Below are 19,905 nucleotides of genomic sequence, written 5' to 3' on the forward strand. Positions count from 1 at the left end.
AGATTTCGGCTTTGTAGAACCCCTCACTTCTTCTCGGTGCAAGGGTGACTCAATCGCCTTCCCACACAATCACACCGGGGGCGCGGCTCCCTCGGACCTCCAGGACCACGATGAGGTCAGGAAGGCACAAAAAATGACCATAAAGAGGGGATTGCCGTCCACGACCTATCGTGGCGCGGGGGGTGCGGGAGGCGGCGAGCCCCCCATCGAAGAGAACTATCAAGAGGGTTTACCATGAAAATGATCCTGACGATTATCTTTCCAGGTTTGCATGAGAATTTGAACCAGCCATATCTCGTTGAAGATGATATGCAGATTACAGAGTCGTCTTCAGCATGATCGGCGTTCTGCCTTCCCACCTCTATCGCCATCCTGGGGGTTCCGGGGGCGCGGCGCCCGGCATGGCGGTGCGGGAAGGCACGTCGATCCGATGTGCCGCCCCCCATCGTCGAATCTTCACCGCCATCTCGCACCGGGGGGGCGTGCCGCTCCCCGGACCCCCCACGGACCGAAGAGTGGTGGGGGCGGCGATGGAATACGATCCCACCCCGATTCTCCTCTCTTAAAAAGAGAGAGAGCAGGTGACGAAAAATTTTCATCCCATATGCATGAGCCAGAGGGTCATGCCCGATTCTACAGAGCCAAAATCCCACCATTCAATCCCGAGAAAACTCCACTTATCTGTGGTGCGAGCGCGACTCGCCCACCTTCCCCAGACTTCACACCAGGGGCGTCGCCCCCGACCCAGGAGATGAAGATCGTGCCTGGAAGGGTATGACCGATGGACATGAAGAGGGAGTTGCGCTACCTTGTCCTATCTTGACGCGGGGAGTCTGGGGGGGGCACGTCGATCTGATCCACCGCCCTATCATAGAGGTCATCCCAAAATCTCCGGCCTCCCTCTCAGAGAAGATGGCGATGGATGATGGTTGAGAGGTCGTCGCCTCTTTGTTGCGCAGACCTACATCCGTACCCTTCCCCTACGCTCGCACCGGGGGCTCCGCCCCCAGACCCCCGGGATGGCGATTGGAACGGGAAGGCAGCGAGAGACCATGAAGAGAGGTTGCAATCCTCCGTCAATCTTCATCGGCAGGAGGTTCGGGGGGCGGCGATGAAACCAGACCCTCCAGATGCCCGATCGCGAGGAAAAAGATCCCGCCCCTCACGCGAGAGGGGCCATGCAGTAGATCTGGGCAAAAAAAGAGAAAAGATCCTCGCGCTCAGTGCTGGTAGAAGTAGTGCTCCACTTCCCAGGGATGGACCATCGAACGGTAACTGTCCCACTCCATCTCGGTGAGTTTGGTGAGGTTCTCGACGACGTGATCCCCAAGGACCGAGCAGAGAAGGTCGTCCTCCAGCAGATACTGGTTCGCTTCCATCGGGTTGTCGGGCAGGACATCGATCCCCGCGGCCGTCCGCTCCTCTGGCGAGAGCTCGAAGATGTTCTGGTCGGCACTTGCCGGCGGCTCGATGCGGTTGCGCACCCCGTCCATCCCCGCCGCCAGGATCACCGCAAAGGTGAGGTAGGGATTGCAGGTCGGGTCAGGACTGCGCAGTTCCATCCTGGTGGACTTGCCGCGTGGCGAGGGGACCCGGCAGAGGGCCGTCCTGTTCGAAGTGCTCCACGAGATATAGACCGGGGCCTCGTAGCCAGGGACCAGGCGCTTGTACGAGTTGATGGTCGGGTTTGCAATCCTGGTGATCCCCCTGATATGCTTCAGCACCCCGCCGATGAAGTGCAGCGCCGTCTCAGAGAGCTGGAGGGGTGCGTCGGGGTCAAAGAAGGCGTTCTCCCCATCCTTGAAGAGCGAGCAGTTGGTGTGCATCCCGCTCCCATTGATCCCGTAGATCGGTTTGGCCATGAAGGTGGCATGGAGGTTGTTCATGAGGGCGATCGTCTTGGTGGCGAACTTGAAGGTGACCACATTGTCGGCCATCTGGAGGGCAGGACCGTACTTGAAGTCGATCTCGTGCTGGCTCTTGGCCACCTCATGGTGGGAGGCCTCGACCACAAACCCCATCTCGGTGAGGGCAAGGACGATGGCCCGCCTCACATTCTCGGCAAGGTCGGTGGGGGCGAGGTCGAAATATCCGCCATGGTCCTGGAACTCAAGAGACGGGCGCCCATCGATCATCTTGAAGAGGAAGAACTCCAGTTCAGGCCCGGTGTTGAATTCGTAACCGTCTTTTGCGGCGTCGGCCACGACCTTCTTGAGGATATGCCTGGGGTCGCCCTCGAACGCCCTCCCATCCGGGAACTTGACGTCGCAGATGAAACGGGCGACCGCTCCCTCATCTGTCCTCCAGGGGAGGAGGGTGTAGGTCGAGATGTCAGGCTTCAGCACCATGTCGGACTCTTCGATCCTGGCAAACCCCTCGATCGATGAACCGTCAAATGAGATGCCGTCGGTCAGGGCTTTCTCCGCCTGGATGGGGGGGATCGCCACATTTTTCGGTTGTCCCTGGAGGTCGGAAAACTGCAGACGGATAAATTTTACGTTGTCTGCCTTGATCCTCTCCAGCAGTGCCGTAACCTCGTCGGATGGCATAATGGAAACATGGTTCCACCCAATAATATATATGGCTACTGGAGCTATGAGTCGCGAGCACCGCCACCCCGCGGGGTGGCGTTGGAGCAGACTATGTGTGGAATCATCAGCGTCGTCGACCGCTCAGGGGCGGCGATGAACGGCGCCCGTATCAAAGACGCTCTTGCAATGATGAACGAACGCGGCAGCGGGGAAGGCGCCGGGTACGCGGTATACGGCGCATACCCGGAGTATGCAGACTGCTACGCCCTCCACGTTTTCTTCGACAACATCATCGAGACCAAGTCCTCGCTGGACGCCCTCCTCGAAACCTGGGGGGAGATCGTTCACGAGGAAGAGATCCCGACCTACGAACAACCCCACCTGAAGAAGGTCCACACCCCATGGCGCTACTTCTTCAGGCCCGACCCCTCGCTGATGACCGGCACCCCCTCGCCAGAGGAAGACATCGTCACCTACCTGGTGATGAAGGTGAACACCACGGTCCCTGGCGCCCTCATCTACTCGTCAGGCAAGAACATCGGGGTCTTCAAGGCGGCGGGATGGCCCGAGGAGGTCGCCGACTTTTACCGCATCCAGGACTACTCGGGCTACATCTGGCTCGCCCACAACCGCTATCCGACCAACACCCGCGGCTGGTGGGGCGGGGCCCATCCCTTCAACCTCCTGGACTGGAGCGTCGTCCACAACGGCGAGATCACCAGTTACGGCACCAACCGCCGGTACATCGAGAGTTTCGGCTACACGTGCACGATGTTCACCGACACCGAGGTGGTGGCCTATCTCGTCGACCTGCTGGCGCGGCGCCACGGCCTCGACGAGACCCTCACAGTCCATGCACTTGCTCCTCCGTTCTGGGACGAGATCGACCGGATGCCCCCGCGCGAAGAACACCTCTACCGCGCCCTCCGCCTCACCTACGGCCCTGCGATGATGAACGGGCCGTTCGCGATCGTGGTCGCCAACCGCGACGGGATCGTCGGGTTCACCGACCGGATCAAACTCAGGCCCCTCGTCGCCGCCGAGGAGGGGGACCGCCTCTACATCTCCAGCGAAGAGGCGGCGATCAGGAGGATGGCCCCTGACCTCGACCGGGTCTGGATGCCGCGTGCCGGCGAACCGGTGCTCGGGAGGGTGCGCTGATGGCCCTCGGGAGTGTCCCCTTGAAGTATAAGGTCACCATCGACCGCGACCGGTGCATGGAGTGTGGGCGGTGCATCGAGAACTGCTCCTATGGGACATTCAGATGGGAAGGCGACCAGATCACCGCGGTCTCCAGGAACTGCACGGCATGCCACCGGTGCATCGCCATGTGCCCCCGCGACGCGATCAGCCTGGAGGAGCGGCCGGTGGACTACCGTTCTCACCCGGTCTGGACCGCCGAGGCGCGTGAGGCGATCTTCAACCAGGCGCGGACCGGGAAGATCATCCTGGCCGGGATGGGCAATGCCCAGCCCCTCCCCTCGATCTTCGACCGTCTCCTCCTCGACGCCTGCCAGGTCACCAACCCCTCCATCGACCCGCTCAGGGAGCCGATGGAGTTGCGGACCTATCTCGGCAAGAAGCCGAGGAAGCTGGAGTTCTCGCGGACCGAGGCAGGGGACGTCGAACTGGAGACGAAGCTCGCCCCCAACCTCATGCTCGAGACCCCGATCATGATCGGGCACATGAGTTATGGGGCGATCTCGCTCAACGCCCAGCTCGCCCTGGCCAGGGCGGTGCATAAGACCGAGACCTTCATGGGGACCGGCGAGGGCGGGATGCACCCCGACCTCTACCCGTACCAGGACCGTCTCATCGTGCAGGTGGCCTCAGGAAGGTTCGGGGTCGGGATCGACTACCTCGAACGCGGGGCGGCGGTCGAGATCAAGATCGGGCAGGGCGCCAAGCCGGGAATCGGCGGCCATCTTCCCGGCGAGAAGGTCTGCGCCGACGTCTCGTGCACCAGGATGATCCCGCTCGGGAGCGACGCGATCAGTCCGGCGCCCCACCACGACATCTACTCCATCGAGGACCTGGCGCAGCTGGTGCGCAGTCTCAAGGAGGCGACCGAGTGGAAAAAACCGGTCTTCGTCAAGATCGCGGCGGTCCACAATGCCGCGGCGATCGCGGCCGGGATCGCGAGGTCGGGCGCCGACGCCGTCGTGGTCGACGGGTTCCGCGGCGGGACCGGAGCGGCGCCCAAGGTCTTTCGCGACCATGTGGGCATCCCGATCGAGGCGGCGGTCTCGGCGGTGGACGCCAAACTCCGGGACCAGGGGGTGAGAAACGAGATCTCGGTCATCGCAAGCGGCGGGATCAGGAACGCCGCCGACGTGACCAAGGCGATCGCCCTGGGGGCCGACGCGATCTATATCGGGACCGCGGCCCTGGTGGCGATGGGGTGCCGGGTCTGCGGCAACTGTTACCGCGGGCTCTGCCCGTGGGGGATCGCCACCCAGCGCCCCGACCTCGTCGCCCGCCTCGACCCTGAGAAGGAGGCGGTGCATGTCGCCAACCTCATCGAGGCATGGACCATGGAGGTCTCAGAACTGATGGGCGCCGCGGGGATCAACGCGATCGAGAGTCTGCGGGGCAACCGCGACCGGTTGCGCGGCTATATGCTCGACGAGGGGATGCTCGAAGTGCTGGACGTCATGCAGGCGGGGGCGTGAAGATGGTCATGAAAATCGACGCCGCAGGCCTCCACTACACTCCGCTCAACCGGCAGGTGCGCGAGGCGGTGGCCGCAGGCGAGGACGAGATCGTCCTCGAACATGTGCTGGGCCAGCGGTTCATCGCCGACGGCCTGGTCGGCGAGGTGACGCTCGTCGTGCACGGGGTGCCTGGCGGCGACCTCGGGATGTTTATGCGGGGGCCGACGGTGGTCGTCCACGGGAATGCCGACCACGCGCCAGGGAACACGATGGAGGCGGGACGGTTGGTCATCCACGGGAGTGCGGGGGACGCCGTCGCCCACTCGATGCGGGGGGGGATGATCTTTGTCAGGGACGATATCGGCTACCGCGGCGGGATCCACATGAAGGCCTACAATGCCCGCCACCCGTATCTCGTAATCGGCGGGGAGGCGCGGGCCTTCCTCGGCGAGTATATGGCCGGGGGGACGATCCTCCTCCTGAGACGGGGTTCAGAAGAACCCTTTGCCGAGCGGGGGCTTGCCAGCGGGATCCATGGCGGCGAGATCTTCGTGCGGGGCGAGGTCGACGACCGGTGTCTGGCCGTGGGGGCGGTGAAAAAATCCTTCGGCGAGGAGGAACGCGCCAGGGTCGGGGCGCTCATCAAGGACTACTGCCGGCACTTCGGGTGCGACGCCGCCGCCCTCCTTGCCGACGACTACACGAGGATCGGGCCGGCGAGTGCCCGCCCGTTTGCCGGGAAATATACATGGGAGTGAAGACGATGGCTGAAAAAAATTACCGGGATCTGGAACGCGAGGTCTGGGAGAAGGGGCTCTGCACCAGGTGCGGGGCCTGCACGGCGGTCTGCCCGGCCGACGCCTTCACCTTCCCGCCGGGGTCGCCAGCCCACCCTGAACCCCCAAGATATTGCAAGATGGAGGCCGACGAGGTGCCGTGCGGGTCGTGTTATCTGGCATGCCCGAAGGTCGGGGAGCAGGTGCGGCCCGCCGATCTGCTCGGCGACTACCGTGCGGCGGTGACGGCGAAGGCGACTTTTGCGATCCCTGGAAGACAGAGCGGCGGGGCGGTGACCGCGCTCCTGGTTAATGCTCTCCAGAAGGGGTTGGTCGACGCCGTGGTCACGGTCGCCCAGGACCCCTGGACGAAGAAGCCGCAGTCGGTGGTGATCACGGAGACCGAGGCGCTCGTCGCCCAGGCAGGGAGCAGGTACAACTGGTGGGTGCCGCTGCTTGCGGCGCTCAAGGAGGCGGTGGTCGTCCGCAAGTACAGGCGGGTCGCGGTCGTCGCCCTGCCGTGTGCGGCGGCGGCCCTCGCACGGATCCGCACGAGCGGGCTCGACCTCCATGCCCCCTATGCCAGGGCGGTCCGCCTGGTGGTCGGGCTCTTCTGCACCGAGACCTTCGACTACGAGCAGTTGATGGAGGGCAAGATCAGGGGCGAACTCGGGATCGAGCCCTGGGAGATCGAGAGGATGGACGTGCGGGGGAGCCTCAGGGTGACGGCCGGCGAGCAGACTTTCGAACTCCGGCTCGACGCACTCGAGGCCTGCATCCCTGAGGGGTGCCGGCACTGCACCGACTTTGCGGCATGGAGTGCCGACATTTCGGCGGGAGCGGTGGGAAGTCCCGAGGGCTATACCACCCTGCTCGTCAGGACCTCGGCGGGCCAGGGCTTCTTCGAGGGGGCGGTGAACGCCGGGCTTATCGAGGTGGGCGGCAAGGTCGACCTCGCACGCGTGGAGGCGCTGGCGAAGAAGAAGATGGAGCGGGGGTAAGAGGACAGGGGACGGAAAAATCCCGCCAATCGTCGTCGCCGGGGTCAGGGGGCACTCGTCCTCCGGCGAATGAGGGGAGTACACTCGCCTGCATCATTCCATTGGTCTTCTCCTTGATCACCACTCAACGGGGACCACGGGCCTTTCGGCCCTGTCCTCCCATCATGACGAGTGGAGTGGATGCACATCAGTCGACAGGACAGAACGGTGTAATCACCTCGCAGGGTCCACCGTCAACGATCTCCTGCCAATCCCCGTCACAGGAGCCAGGGGGCGCAAAGCCCCAGCGAATAAGAAGCGTATATTCCTCCTGCACCATCCTATTACTCTCCTCTTTGATCCCCTTGTTATGACCCCGAGGTCATCCCAAAACTCTCAAGGGTTGAGGATCTCCTCGAGTTGAAGTGCTTCCTTCCAGAAATTCTACACGCTCTCCTCGACCGGGGGGCGAGCGCCCCCCGAACCCCCCGCTGATGAAGATTGGCGGAGGATTGCGTCCCGTCTTCATGAACTTAACTCTATCTTCCCGTCCTCATCGCTATCCCGGGAGTCCGGGGGCAGAGTCCCCGGCGGGGGCGGGGGCGAGGGGGGAGGCGACGAATGCATGGGTGCGCGATGAATAAACTGGGATCTCTTCATTGTCATCCATCGCTCTTCACCGGTGAGGAGGAGGGCTGGAGAGTTTTGGATGACCTCATGGAGAGAATTTGTGTCATCCGCCTTCCTATGGTCTCTCGCCGGAGGCAGAGCCCCCAGACCCTCCCGGGACCACGATAGGACCGGGAAGGCAAAATCGATGACCATGACAAGGATGCTGCCGTCTTCGACCTCTCGTGACGCGTGGGGTTCAGGGGGCGGCACGCCTCTCGCCAGAGAGAGAGATCAAGAGGATTTCTACAGGACCCTTTTTTTATAGAGATTCGCAAAGGACGGTGCAATCTTTTCCACTGGATCCACCCTTCAGCGATCCCCTGTCAATCACCGTCGCGGGAGAACAAAAGAGAGCGAGTTCGAGCAATCTTCTAGACCAACCCATTATGCAGGTCTGCAAAGCCGCGGCGTTACCGCTCCGAGTACTTCTCCTCTTCTGAGGCGGGCTTGATCCTCCGTGCGACTTCGTCCATGCCCTCAAGCGAGGCTGAAAAGGCCTGGTACCTTTCTTCGGCCTCGGCACGCCTCCTCTCCCTGATCTGTTCCACCCCCACCCCGGCCCCGACGAGGAGGAGGGCGAGCATGAACAGGAGCATGCAGTGACCGATATCAAGGCCGAAGACCAGGCGTATCACGATGATCACGAGTACGGCTTCGATGACGAGGATAGGGGGCCATGTCGCCCATGAGAATGAGTGTGTCCTGTGCATGCTCCCGACTCCAGACCTTGATAGTGAGAATACATTTTACAATATATTATTATTCTGATCTGAGCCTCTAGAGAGGCATATGATGAGAAGAAAAGAAGGAGAGAGATTGGTCACCCAGAGATGTGGGCAATACGAGTCCGACGAGGAGACAGGAACATGGGTGGTCTGTGGCGTCTCTCTTGCGGGAGCCACCTCAGGAGTATTCTGTTATTACTCTGAATGCCGCCGTCCGCCGTCAATCTTCGTGATGAAGAGCGAAGAGGACTGAAGGCCCCGAAATATAACTCTATAGAAACTCTCACCTCTCGTGAGGAGAACATGCGTCCCCTGCCTTCCCATAGTCTCTCGCCAGAAGTTCTTCGAAAGCCATCGGCTTTCTCAAGTTCGCTGACGCTCCCAGCCACCGGATCCGGATCCTCCAGATGAAGATAGGGTCGAGAAGACATAATGGACAAACATGACGAGGATGGTACCGTCCTCGACCAATTTCTTCATGGTGAGGGGGCCAGAGGCCAGAGGCCCATGGTCCCTGTCAAAGATCAGAGATCTTCTCGAACTCACCGGCGTTTGATTCCACCTGACCCACGGCAGAGAGCAATTTGCGTGGGACCGCCGACCAGGGGATCAGAGAAGTGCTGTTGATTTCAATCAGGTGCATGCCTCACATTTCAATCTTCATGACGAAGGCGAAGAGAGAACCTGGCTCTCATCATCTCGATTGCATGCCGTCGCCTGGCACCACGAGAATGATCCGATCAAACTGACTGCGCCACGAGAGGTGAAGACGGCAATCTCTCTTCAGGGGTTTCGAATATGCCTTCCCGACCTATCTTGATCCCAACGCGTATGAGGGGGAGAAGGCGGGGGAGGCGCGCTCGCACCCAAAATAAGTGAAGATTTCTACAGAACCCGGAGAAAAAAAATCTCAGAGCCCGCCCCGGCGCCGCCGCCAGACCTCGAGCAGCCCAAAGCACCCGGTGAGCATCATGTCCCCATAGGGCGCCGCCTGGTAGGCGTCAGGGAGAAGACGGGCGCGGTTCGGGCCGGTGACCGCGACCGGGGTCTCGCCGATCGCTTCCCGCACCGCCGCCCCATGCCCGCCGTCCTCGAAGACCTCCTCGTTGGTGAGGGTGCCGTCCTGCAGTTTCCCGAGGAAATGGGTGAGCCGTGCAGGATCGAGCGAGGAGGTGTGGTGCTCGAAGAGCCCCTGCACCTCGGTGCCCCGCAGGGTGAAGGCCAGGGTGTGGCCATTGCCGACATTGACCAGGGTCACGCCGTCGGCGTTCGCCTGCGCCGCGACCCAGGGGTCGAGGAGGGCGCCGATCGCCGCCACTGCCCCGGTGTCGGTGACCAGTGCCTCAGGCGCCGCCGAGAGCACGGCCTGCATCCTGCTCATCGCCGGGTGCGGGGGATCGGGGACAAGGGAGAAGAGGTCCCAGTCTCCTTCTTCCAGGAGTTTCCGGAAGACCGAGAACCTGAAGACCCGGTTCGAGACCTCAGGCGAGAACCCGTGGTCCTGGACGGCGATCGCCACCCGCTCAGGGTATGAGACGCCGAAGAGCGCGAGGGCGGTCTGCAACTCGCGGGCCATATAGTCCCCGGTCCGCACCGTGACCGCACCCTCAGGCGCCTCGTCGGCGACCTCGACCCCGAGGGCCGCCACCCGTGCCGGGTTGTCATGGACCGTCAGGGCCGCCTCAGGCGTGGCCGTCACCTTCACACCGGCGGCCAGGGCCTCCTTCACCGCGAGCACGCTTCCGCCCCCGCCCATGCACGCCCCTTCCAGGTGGACCGAGCGGCCTGACCGGGCGGCCTCGCGCACGGCATTGCCGACGACGACCGTCGGGGACGGGAGGACGAGTTTCACCGAGTTCTCGACTGGCGCCTCGGGGTCGTACAGGAGGACGTCCTGCGTCCCCCGCCCGACATCGATGGCAAGCACCCTCCTATCAACCATGGTTCACGCCTCCAGCTTTCCCCTGACCTTCGGGTCACCGCGGTATTCCTTGAACCGTTTCAGGGAAACCGTCAGGTCGCGAGTGAAGGCGAAATAACCGATCTGCGTCTTCTTGCAGAGGTTCATCGCCATATCGTACAGCCCTCTCGGGTCTGGCCGCGCCTCGCCGAGCCAGATATGGAAGATGTTGCCGCCGTCGACGATCGGGAAGAAGACATGCTCCACCTCCATCCGCTTGGTGAGCGGGACATCGGCCCCTGGCGAGACATGGGTGCCGTTGGTGTAATAGACCGGAAGGTCCCGCGTCGTCCCGCAGTCCGCGACCGCCGCCTCGGGGTCGCCCTGCATCACGCCGAGCGCCGCCTCCCTGAACTCGTCGTCGAGCATATCCGCGACCGCAAACCGCTGGCCGGTCGTCTCGGCCGGCGTCCGCGCCAGGGCGATGGTCATGCCGTTCTTCTCAGAGAGCGTCTTTGCATAGAGTTCCATCTCGGTCATCGCCCGCACCGCCATCTTGAAGGCGTCCTTCGACTCGTGGAGCTGGTGGCCGGTATGGTACTGGACCATCTCGTTCACCCCCACGACCCCGATGGTGTAGACCAGGCTCTCGAGGTCGACGGCCACCGCACCCCGCTCGCCGGTCTGCGGATCTTTCGGCCGCTGCATCGCAAACGGCATCCGGCCGTTCGTGCGGATCGTCTCCATCCACCGACGCTTCACCTTGAAGACCTCGACGGCCACGTCCATCAGGGCGCGGAGTTCGGCGAAGAGCCGTTCGTCGTCGCCCTCCGCCTTGTAGGCGGCCCGCGGGCAGTTGACCGAGACGACCTCCCATGAACCCATCGAGAAGTGCGACCCGTCCTTGAAGTAGAGTTTCTCCTCAAAGTGGTCGTCCTTCTCGAAGGTGGAGGAGAATTGATAGGCGCAACACTGGTAGCACGAGATCCCCTTCCCTGCGCCGCGGTACGGCGGGAGCTGGTTGTCGTAATAGGGCGTCCCGAACTTGGAGGCCAGTTCAAAGGTGAGGAGATAGAGGTCCTGGTAGGACGGGAGGTCGGGGTGGGTGCGGTTGAACTCCTCGTCCTCTTCCATGAAGTCGGGCTCGATGGAGATCTCGGGCTTGGGGAAGGAGAAGGGTTTGCCCCAGTAGTCGCCCTCGAGCATCACCTCCATCATCGCCTTGAAGAGGAGACGGACCTCGCGCTCGAACTCGCCGTAGGTCCGGAGCGGCGCCTGCCGCCCGTCCCAGACCTTGCCCTTGTAGACGCAGGGCTTGTCCCGCCAGAGGGTCGGGACGCCAGGCGAGAGCTGGACCGAGGAGAAGACGAGCTGTCCGCCGCGGGCGACCATCATCTGGGTCATCTCGTAGACGAACATCTGCATCAACTGCTTCATCTCGCCATAGTCCATCCCCTCGAAGTACGGGGAGAGGAAGGTGAGGAAGTTGTAGTAGCCCTGCCCGCCTGCGAAGTTGGTCTGGGCGCTCCCGAGGGCCTTGACCGCATGGAGGACCGCGACTTCGGCGCGTCTGGCCGGGCCGGCGACCGAGGCCTTCGTGCCGTTGCCGTCAGGCATCAGCCCGTAGTAGAAGAAATAGCGGAGGTCCCAGTCCTGGCAGTTGTGAATGAGCAGACCATCTGAGGCATAGAAGGTGTGGCTCTCCTCTGAGCCGTCGCCCTCCAGGAAGAGGTCATAGACATACTCCCCCGAGGGGACGGCCGCAGTCGAGGAGACGACTTCCTCGCGAGAGAAAGCCCCGGCCTCGTGCACCGCCGCACCGCCGGCCTCGAACTGCTCCTGCTTCTCGTCGAGGAACCTGACCCACGTCGCAAAGGTCCTGAGATCCCCGGCCCTGTCAAGCCTGAGACTGAAGGGCGAGGAGGTCCCGACGACCTGCGGGTGCATGCCAAGTGCCGAGAGGAGGAGGGAGAGGTCCTGCCTGGTGGTGGCCGAGGGGGTGGTGTAGGTGACGGCGCCGCCAGAGACGGTGCCGCCGGCGGTGAAGAGGGCCGAGAGGAACTCCCTGAGGTGGGCGTCGTCGAGGTGCCAGACAAGCCAGGGGAGATGCTTCTTCTCTGCTTCCTCAGGGACGGCAAAGACGTACCTGAAGAGGAGCCACTCCAGTTTCCCACCGAAACGGACCCGCATCGCCTCGGTCTGCCTTGCGAGGGCGGCCCTCTCGTCAGAGAGAGCGCCCCTGACATCGGCAAGGACCGCATCAGACCGACCGGTTTCCGTGACGACCAGGCCGTACGAACTTCCTGGGACGACCTCGTAGCCCCCGCCCGCGACAAAGCCACCGAGAAGACGGCAGAGGGCCGGAGTGACCGGCAGGACCGCCGGGAGGTCGCGCTCGCTGCCCGCGACCCCGATCCTGAGGTCGCCGTAGTCGGTGATCTCGTAATACTCGCAGAGGGCGCTGAAGACCACGAGCGGCATGGTCCCGCGGGTGAACCATTCCTTGTGGTGCTCGATGCCGAGGGCCCGCGAGACGGCGGTGAAACTCCCCTCGATCGCGGAGAGCCGCTCGAAGATCGGGCGAGCCCCCCGCACCACCACATTCTCCAGGTACGCAAGCGGGACCGAGAGAAAGAGTTCTTTGACCAGGTCGATCGTGTCCACCGGCGTGCCGCGGAGTGCAGGGGTTGTGCTGAGCCCGTAGAGGAGGGCGCCCTCCCTGACCTCACCGGCCTTCGTGATCTGCATGCCTCCCTCGGCCTGGACAGGGACCCGGTGTTCACGGGTGGCAAGGAGACTCTTCCCGGTCGCCGTGGAGATCTGGAGCAACTCGCCCTCTTCGACCTGGCGCCTGGTGACCTTCTGCACCGTCCGGTAGCCCTGCGGGGTGAGGACGGCCAGGTCGTCAGGGAGATATTCGTCGCCGTCGAAGGGCACCTCGTCGAGTCGCATCGTCTGGTGCCGTCCGGCCGCGCGGAACGGCACGACCGTGCTCCCGTCAAGACAGAACGGACGCGTCCCGAAATATTCCAGGTCATGGACATGGAGGTCGCCGGCCAGGTGGCGGTCGGCGAGTTCAGGCGGGAGCTGGAGGAGGTACTGCTCCTTGGAGATCTTGTCGGCCTTCTTCTTGTGCGAAGTCTCGGCGTTCTCCTGGAGGTTGGCGTTGTCATGGGCCTCGAACCCCCGGCCGACGTCGATGAGATGGGCGTCGTAGACCGGGGTGCCGACCCTGGTGCAGACGTTCCTGTACTCGACCATCCCCTTCTCCAGGAAGACCATGTTGACGATCTCGCGGATCAGCGCCCCGGAGAGGAAGTGCAGACCAAGGTTCCTGATCCGCTCCTCGACGACCCGTGCGATCTCCTCGGCCTGCTCCTTCGTCGCCGGCGCATACCCGTAGAAGTGCTCGACAAGTCTGGTCTCGTTCTCGATCTGGGCGACGATCTTGGCGCGGTCCCATTCGAAGATGTGCCCCTCGGTGGAGCGGACCTTGGGCAGGGGCGGGACGAAGACACCGTCAAGCGTCGCCTGTTTGCTCTGCCGGTCCACCGTCACTCACCCGAGGCAAGACCGTCGACGAGCTCGCCGCGTACATGTCCGTCCTCGAAGAGGTCTGAGGAGGTGTAAAAGTCGTCCCCGAGTCTGAGCACCGGGGCTTCGTTGACAAAGACGCCGTTCACCCGCATCTCGGTGAGGGCTTCGGCAGATGACATGTCCTCTTCCTCATAGGGATACCCTTTCTCGGTCAGGTATGCCTTGAGGAGGTCGCAGTTCGGACAGAATTCAAGGGTATAAACAGTAAATTGTGGACGTTCAGCCATGGAAAATACTCTCCCACGATCCTCGGAAGTGATCAGTTCAGCCCGTATAGTATCGGGACGATACCATATGGATTGTTCCCATCAGGATGCAAGACCATCGATGGGAGAAGGAATGAAGGTTGTGATCTCGTGCGATGGTGCTTTGTAGAATGGTGGCATATCATGCTGGTATGGTCCGGGCCTTTGTCGCAATAGAACTCACAGATGAGGTGAAAAATGGGTTGCGAGACGCACAGGAGCGTCTTGGAGAATGCCGCGCACGGCTGAAGATGGTGGACCCGGCGCTGGCACATATCACCCTGAAGTTCCTGGGTGAAGTCGCACCCGAGCAGATCGAGGCGGTGGAGGAGGCGCTGCGCACGGTGCGCGGGGCGCCCTTCACGTTGACGGTCGGCGGGGTCGAGGGGAACAACCGGCGCCGACCGCGGGTCGTCTGGTGCACGGTCTCGGACGGCGGCGAGACGGCACGTCTGGCGGCGGCGGTGGAGAAGGCCCTTGAGCCGCTCGGGTTCGAGCGCGAGAAACGGGGGTTCACCCCACATATCACCCTGGCACGGGTGCGCGAGTTCGATCCTTCGCTCCTCGAGGCGATCGAGGATCTTGGCGGGGCCGAACCGGGAGCGTGCGAGGTGCGGGCGGTCGCCCTCAAGAAGAGCACCCTGACCAGGACCGGCCCGGTCTACGAGACCCTGATGGAGGTGGCTCTGGGTGAGGACTGAGGTCGAGGAGGCGGTGCTCGCCCAGATCAAGCCGCGCCCGCGTGAGCAACAGGAGGTGCTCGGAGTGGCCGAGGAGATCATCAACGCGGTGAACCTCTCAGGCCGGGCCGAGGCGATGCTGGTCGGGTCGGTGGCGCGGGGCACCTGGGTGCGGGGCGACCGCGACCTGGACATCTTCATGCTCTATGACCCGTCGCTCCCCCGCGAGGTCCTGGAGGAGCACGGACTCGGGCTTGCAAGGGACGTCGCCAAGCGGTTCGGGACCGACTGGCGCGAGAAGTACGCCGAGCACCCCTATATCAACGCCACGATCCATGGGATGGACGTCGACCTGGTCCCCTGTTATGGGGTGACGAGCGGGGCCGAGATCAAGAGCGCGGTCGACAGGACGCCGTTCCATACCAGGTATATCAGGGAGCGGATCGCCCCCTATGTCGAGGACGTGCTGCTCCTCAAACAGTTTACCAAGGCCGGCGGGGTGTATGGGTCTGACCAGATGACCGAGGGATTTGCCGGGTACCTCTGCGAACTCCTGGTCCTTCATTATGGGGGGTTCACGTCGCTGGTCGAGGCGGCGTCCCGCTGGCGCCCAGGGCTCTTCATCGATATCGAGGAGCATGCGGCCAAGTCGTTCGACGACCCGATGGTGGTCATCGATCCCGTGGACCCGAGGAGGAATGTGGCGGCGTCGGTCTCGGTCTCCCAGATGTTTACCTTTGTCGAGCTCTGCCGGGGCTACCTGACGGCGCCGTCCAATGCCTTTTTCTTCCCGCCGGCGATGACGCCCTTCACCCTGGAGGAGTTCGGGGTCGAGGCGGCCCGGCGCAGGACGCATCTTTTTGCGGTCGCGTTCGAGACGCCGCCGTTCATCCCCGACGTCGTGGTCCCGCAGCTCCGTCGGAGCCTGGAGGGGATGCGGGCCCTCCTTGAGCGGTCCGGGTTTGTGGTGAACCGTGCCGAGGAGGCGATGGGCGAGGAGCGATGTCTGATCCTCTTCGAACTCTTCAACGAGGAGGTGCCGGCGGTGGTGCGGCATTTCGGCCCGCCGGTCTGGAGCCGCTCGAATGCCGAGAAATTCGCGGGCAAGTGGCGGAAGTGTGAGCGGTTCGCCGGGCCGTACATCGAGGACGGCCGGTATATCGTCGAGGTGGAGCGCACGTACACCCATGCCGCCGACCTCCTGGGCTCGCCCGAGGTGCTCGGGGTGGGCCTGGGCAAGCATGTGAAGAAGGCGATGGAGAAGGAATGGGTGGTGCTGGAGGGCCAGGAGTGCTGGAGTCCTGAGTTCGCCGGGTTCCTTACGTCTTTCCTGAAGAAGGAGACGGCCCTGACAAAGGTGCTGCGGGCGCAGGGGGAGTAGGCACTCATGCGGGGTGTACGCCCCCGCCCCTCTTTGAGGATTGAGAAGGGGGGAGAGCAGCGACGACGGGATGTTCACCCCAGAAGACCTGCGGCAAGGGCTCTGTAGAAATCCTCCCTTTCTTCTGGTTCGAGTATGATTCACCCGCCTTCACCTATGAACACGCCGGGGGCGAGTGTCCCCGGACCCCCGGGGACCACGATTGGGTCGGGAAGGCAGAATAGATACATGATAAAGGGGCTGCCGTCCTCGACCTATCGTGTGGCAGGGGGACCAGGGGGCGGCACGCCCCCCATCAGAGATGGCCATCCCAGGCATTTACCATGAAAATGATCCTGATGTTCGGCTCTCCATATTTGCATGAGGGCCTGATCTCACCAGGCCCCCTTATGACTGATTCCCAGAGGACAGATACACTCACTCTCAGAACGATTCGTCCTCTGCCTTCCCCGCACAATCGCAATCCCGGGGGTCCGGGCGGCAATCGCCCCCGGCCGAGGGTGTGGGAAGGCACGTCGATCTGATCGGCCGCCCTCAGTCATAGAATCTTCACCGCCGTCTCACGCCGGGGGGTTTCACCCCCCGGACCCCCCACGGACCGAAGATAGCCGAGGGGCGGCGAAGTGAACACGATCCCCCCCGATTCTCCTATCTTGAAAAAAGAGAGAGCACGTGATGAGAAATTTTCATCCTGTATGCTTGAGCCTCGGGTTCATGCCGAATTCTCCAGAGCTCAATATTCAAGACCCAACCTCTGGAGGTCCAGACCGGGGGCAGACGAGAAAGACCGCGAGGACCATGCCCCCCCTTCCCCGCCGTGACCTTCACATCCTCCAGCGTTTGAGCATCGGCAGAAATGAATCCATCAGGTTTTTTGCTTCCTGATAGGAGATGATCTCCATCTCCGCCATCGCTTTTGCACAGAACTCGGCCATCTCCTCCATTGTGATCGAAGGGTCGACAAATGACCCCTGCTGGTAGCAGTAGGTGCAGTAGTCGGCGGAGGGCGTCCCGTCCGCTTCAGTCCCATGAACGTCGGGACTCTTCATCGGCATTCCGCAGCTCTGGCAGAATGGACCATTGTATGCTTCCATCATCAGACCTCGTGACGTGACCCGGTGACGATTCATCACGGGCCCGCACCGATCGGTTATCCATGTTCTTTTATATGTCTGGCGATATGCGTTTGCGGGCAGAGTGGGTGCCAGGGGTCGCGCCGCGGCCCGCGGATATCTCCCTGGAGAATCCGGAAAGGAATTGAGATATCAGATCAGGCATACTCCACTCCCATGCTTCACAAAAATTTATATTTGATAGGTGGAAACTTCCTTCTATCTCCTCGCGGAGGAGGGAGCAACATACCATGCATATCGGACACAGGCTCCTGCCGATTCTGGTCCTCGCCTGCCTGGGCCTCTCTGCCGCGCCCGTCATGGCGGCAGACCCGGGCGGAACGACGACCCTTGAAGAAAATCCTGGTGCGGTGCTGGACTTCATCTGGGTCCTGATCTGCGGGTTCATGGTGATGTTCATGCAGGCCGGGTTCACGATGGTCGAGACCGGGTTCACCAGAGCGAAGAACGCCGCCAACATCATGATGAAAAACCTGATGGACTTCTCAGTCGGGGCGCTCTCGTACTGGGCGGTCGGGTTCGCCATCATGTATGGCACGATGGAAGGCATGAACTGGCTCTTCGGCTGGTCAGGGTTCTTCCTGATCGGCGATGCCTACGACGTCACGACCATCCAGTCCTGGTTCTTCCAGATGGTCTTTGCCGCGACCGCCGCCACGATCGTCTCGGGCTCGGTCTCTGAGAGGTGCAAGTTCTCGACCTATGCCATTGCCAGCGCCGTGATCACCGCCGTGATCTATCCACTCTATGGCCACTGGCTCTGGGGCGGCGGCTGGCTTGCCGACCTCGGCGCCCTCGACTTCGCAGGGTCCGGCGTGGTCCACGCCCTCGGCGGCTGGCTTGCCCTGGCCGCGGCCTTCCTGCTCGGGCCACGCATCGGCAAATATGCAAAGGACGGCACGCCCCGTGCGATCCCCGGCCACTCGGTGACCCTCGGGATCCTGGGGGTCTTCGTGCTCTGGTTCGGGTGGTACGGGTTCAACTGCGGCTCGACCCTTGCGGCAGACACCCTGCGGATCTCGGTCATCGCGGCAAACACCACCCTGGCGGCGGCGGCGGCCCTCGTGACCGCAATGCTGTTCACCTGGGCCTGGCACGGCAAACCTGACGTCTCGATGTCAGGCAACGCGGCGATCGGCGGGCTTGTCGCCATCACTGCCGGGTGCGCCTGGGTCAGTCCGCAGGTCTCGGTGCTCATCGGCATCATCGCCGGCGCCCTCGTCGTCCTCGGCGTCTGGTTCCTTGACTGGAAACTCCGCATCGACGATCCAGTCGGGGCGATCTCGGTCCACGGGATCAACGGCACCTGGGGTCTCCTGGCCCTCGGGCTGTTTGCCGACGGGACCTATGGCGGGGTGACCGGGCTCCTGTATGGCAACGCCGGGTTCTTTGCGGTGCAGGCGCTCTCGGTCGCGGTCAACTTCGCCTGGGCCTTCGGCACCGGCCTGCTCCTCTTCGGCCTCCTGAAGAGAGTCGTGGGGATACGGGTCCCGGCCGCCGAAGAACTCCAGGGGCTCGACCTCGGGGAGCACGGGATGTCGGCCTACCCGAACTTTGTCCCGACTGAACCGGCAATGGAGGTGGAGCGATGAAAAAGATCGAGGCGGTCATCAGGCCGACGAAGTTCGAGGACGTGAAGACCGCCCTTGAAGAGATCGGGATGGTCTCGATGACCGTCTCAGAGGTGAAGGGCCGGGGGCAGCAGAAAGGCGTGAGGCAGCAGTGGCGCGGCGCCGAGTACGTCGTCGACTTCTTCCCCAAGACCAGGATCGAGATGGTCGTCCCTGACGAGAAGGTGGACGAGGTCGTCAGCGCGATCGTGCGGGCCGCACAGACCGGCCAGATCGGCGACGGCAAGATCTTTGTCGTCCCGGTCGAGCGGGTGGTCAGGGTCAGGACCGGCGAGGAGGATGACAGGGCCTTATAGCCCGCACCGTCCTCTTTTTTTCCTGGAGAAGGAGAACGTTTTGTACTTTATTTGTGGAGTTACTGGAGGTGAGACCTGCGACCCGTTATCTGGTCCATCCTTCAGCAATCCCCTGCCAATCGCCCTCCGCGGGGAGTCCGGTGGCTGTGAGCGAGAGCGAGCGAGAGAAGTTCTACAAAACCCGCTCTTTAGAATCTGGCATGAACCTCTGGCTCACGCATACGGGATGAAAATTTCTCGTCACCTGCTCTCTCTCTTTTTAAGAGAGGAGAATCGGGGTGGGATCGTATTCCATCGCCGCCCCCGCCTCTCTTCGGTCCGTGGGGGGTCCGGGGGGTGCAACCCCCCCGGTGCGAGATGGCGGTGAAGATTCGGCGGATAGGGGCGGGAAGGCGTCTCTTTCATCTGCATATTATTTTCAACGAGATATAACTGGTTCAAATTCTCATGCAAACCTGGAGAGATAATCGTCAGGATCATTTTCATGGTAAACCCTTACCGATTGTGTGGGGGGACGTGTGCCACCCGCCTCCCTATCTCTTTGGCCGGGGGCGAGTGCCGCCCGGACCCCGGGATCCCGATTGTTCGATGGAAGTCCCCCGGCGAGGGGGATGGCGGTACACCTCTCAAGACGGTCGATGCACAACACCAACACCCAAAGAATCAATCCGGTCCCTCAACCAGATCACCGCTCACCATCCCCG

At 62.6% G+C, this 19,905-nt stretch carries 17 protein-coding genes; 9 read left to right on the top strand and 8 right to left on the bottom strand.

All coding sequences use genetic code 11. The features are described from left to right. Positions 1-1,220: 1,220 nt before the first annotated feature. Positions 1,221-2,549: a type I glutamate--ammonia ligase gene (glnA, locus tag J2129_RS07580; protein ID WP_209630288.1), complete on the bottom strand. Its 1,329-nt coding sequence runs from the start codon at positions 2,547-2,549 to the stop codon at positions 1,221-1,223. Between the two features lie 93 nt (positions 2,550-2,642). On the opposite strand from glnA, the gene J2129_RS07585 reads away from it, so the two are divergent. The 4 genes from J2129_RS07585 to J2129_RS07600 are packed head-to-tail and all read left to right on the top strand — an operon-like array spanning position 2,643 to position 6,962. Then, on the top strand, positions 2,643-3,692 hold the full coding sequence (locus tag J2129_RS07585; protein WP_209630289.1) for a glutamine amidotransferase family protein: 1,050 nt from the start codon (positions 2,643-2,645) through the stop codon (positions 3,690-3,692). After that, entirely contained in the window at positions 3,692-5,203 is a 1,512-nt protein-coding gene (locus J2129_RS07590) for a glutamate synthase-related protein (protein WP_209630290.1), read from the top strand. The genes J2129_RS07585 and J2129_RS07590 overlap by 1 nt, the downstream gene beginning before the upstream one ends. A 2-nt stretch (positions 5,204-5,205) precedes the next feature. Continuing rightward, positions 5,206-5,943, top strand: coding sequence for a hypothetical protein (locus J2129_RS07595; RefSeq protein ID WP_209630291.1), 738 nt, complete (start codon positions 5,206-5,208; stop codon positions 5,941-5,943). Positions 5,944-5,948: 5 nt separating this feature from the next. Beyond that, on the top strand, positions 5,949-6,962 hold the full coding sequence (locus J2129_RS07600; RefSeq protein WP_209630292.1) for a Coenzyme F420 hydrogenase/dehydrogenase, beta subunit C-terminal domain: 1,014 nt from the start codon (positions 5,949-5,951) through the stop codon (positions 6,960-6,962). 187 nt (positions 6,963-7,149) lie between these two features. On the opposite strand, the gene J2129_RS13145 is transcribed toward J2129_RS07600, so the two are convergent. Together J2129_RS13145 and J2129_RS07605 are read right to left on the bottom strand one after the other, a co-directional pair. Beyond that, positions 7,150-7,281, bottom strand: coding sequence for a hypothetical protein (locus tag J2129_RS13145; protein WP_281069797.1), 132 nt, complete (start codon positions 7,279-7,281; stop codon positions 7,150-7,152). A 742-nt stretch (positions 7,282-8,023) separates the two neighbouring features. Beyond that, entirely contained in the window at positions 8,024-8,323 is a 300-nt protein-coding gene (locus J2129_RS07605) for a hypothetical protein (RefSeq protein WP_209630293.1), read from the bottom strand. 106 nt (positions 8,324-8,429) lie between these two features. On the opposite strand from J2129_RS07605, the gene J2129_RS07610 reads away from it, so the two are divergent. Beyond that, entirely contained in the window at positions 8,430-8,591 is a 162-nt protein-coding gene (locus J2129_RS07610) for a hypothetical protein (protein WP_209630294.1), read from the top strand. 264 nt (positions 8,592-8,855) lie between these two features. Here the strand turns inward: J2129_RS07610 and J2129_RS13150 are convergent, their stop codons facing one another. The 4 genes from J2129_RS13150 to J2129_RS07625 form a co-directional block, all read right to left on the bottom strand. Beyond that, entirely contained in the window at positions 8,856-8,981 is a 126-nt protein-coding gene (locus tag J2129_RS13150) for a hypothetical protein (protein WP_281069798.1), read from the bottom strand. Positions 8,982-9,248: 267 nt separating this feature from the next. Next, positions 9,249-10,280, bottom strand: a complete 1,032-nt coding sequence (locus J2129_RS07615) for a DUF1786 domain-containing protein (RefSeq protein WP_209630295.1) — start codon at positions 10,278-10,280, stop codon at positions 9,249-9,251. A gap of 3 nt (positions 10,281-10,283) precedes the next feature. Next, positions 10,284-13,790 (bottom strand): anaerobic ribonucleoside-triphosphate reductase, encoded by a 3,507-nt coding sequence (gene nrdD / locus J2129_RS07620; protein WP_209630296.1) that lies wholly within the window; start codon positions 13,788-13,790, stop codon positions 10,284-10,286. 2 nt (positions 13,791-13,792) lie between these two features. Beyond that, positions 13,793-14,062: a glutaredoxin family protein gene (locus J2129_RS07625; protein ID WP_209630297.1), complete on the bottom strand. Its 270-nt coding sequence runs from the start codon at positions 14,060-14,062 to the stop codon at positions 13,793-13,795. A gap of 149 nt (positions 14,063-14,211) precedes the next feature. Between J2129_RS07625 and thpR the strand changes: the two genes are divergently transcribed. Continuing rightward, positions 14,212-14,781, top strand: a complete 570-nt coding sequence (gene thpR / locus J2129_RS07630) for an RNA 2',3'-cyclic phosphodiesterase (RefSeq protein WP_209630298.1) — start codon at positions 14,212-14,214, stop codon at positions 14,779-14,781. Continuing rightward, complete coding sequence (gene cca / locus J2129_RS07635; protein ID WP_209630299.1) at positions 14,771-16,141, top strand: CCA tRNA nucleotidyltransferase; 1,371 nt, start codon at positions 14,771-14,773, stop codon at positions 16,139-16,141. The genes thpR and cca overlap by 11 nt, the downstream gene beginning before the upstream one ends. An 824-nt stretch (positions 16,142-16,965) precedes the next feature. Here the strand turns inward: cca and J2129_RS07640 are convergent. Further along, positions 16,966-17,271 (bottom strand): zinc ribbon domain-containing protein, encoded by a 306-nt coding sequence (locus J2129_RS07640; RefSeq protein WP_348632311.1) that lies wholly within the window; start codon positions 17,269-17,271, stop codon positions 16,966-16,968. A 233-nt stretch (positions 17,272-17,504) separates the two neighbouring features. On the opposite strand from J2129_RS07640, the gene J2129_RS07645 reads away from it, so the two are divergent. Continuing rightward, positions 17,505-18,866 carry an ammonium transporter gene (locus J2129_RS07645; RefSeq protein WP_209630300.1) on the top strand — a complete coding sequence of 454 codons (1,362 nt, stop codon included), beginning with the start codon at positions 17,505-17,507 and terminating at the stop codon, positions 18,864-18,866. Continuing rightward, positions 18,863-19,201 (top strand): P-II family nitrogen regulator, encoded by a 339-nt coding sequence (locus J2129_RS07650; protein ID WP_209630301.1) that lies wholly within the window; start codon positions 18,863-18,865, stop codon positions 19,199-19,201. Before J2129_RS07645 ends, J2129_RS07650 begins: the two co-directional genes overlap by 4 nt. Positions 19,202-19,905 lie beyond the last annotated feature (704 nt).

Origin of the sequence: Methanofollis sp. W23, assembly GCF_017875325.1 — an archaeon.
Taxonomy (GTDB): domain Archaea; phylum Halobacteriota; class Methanomicrobia; order Methanomicrobiales; family Methanofollaceae; genus Methanofollis.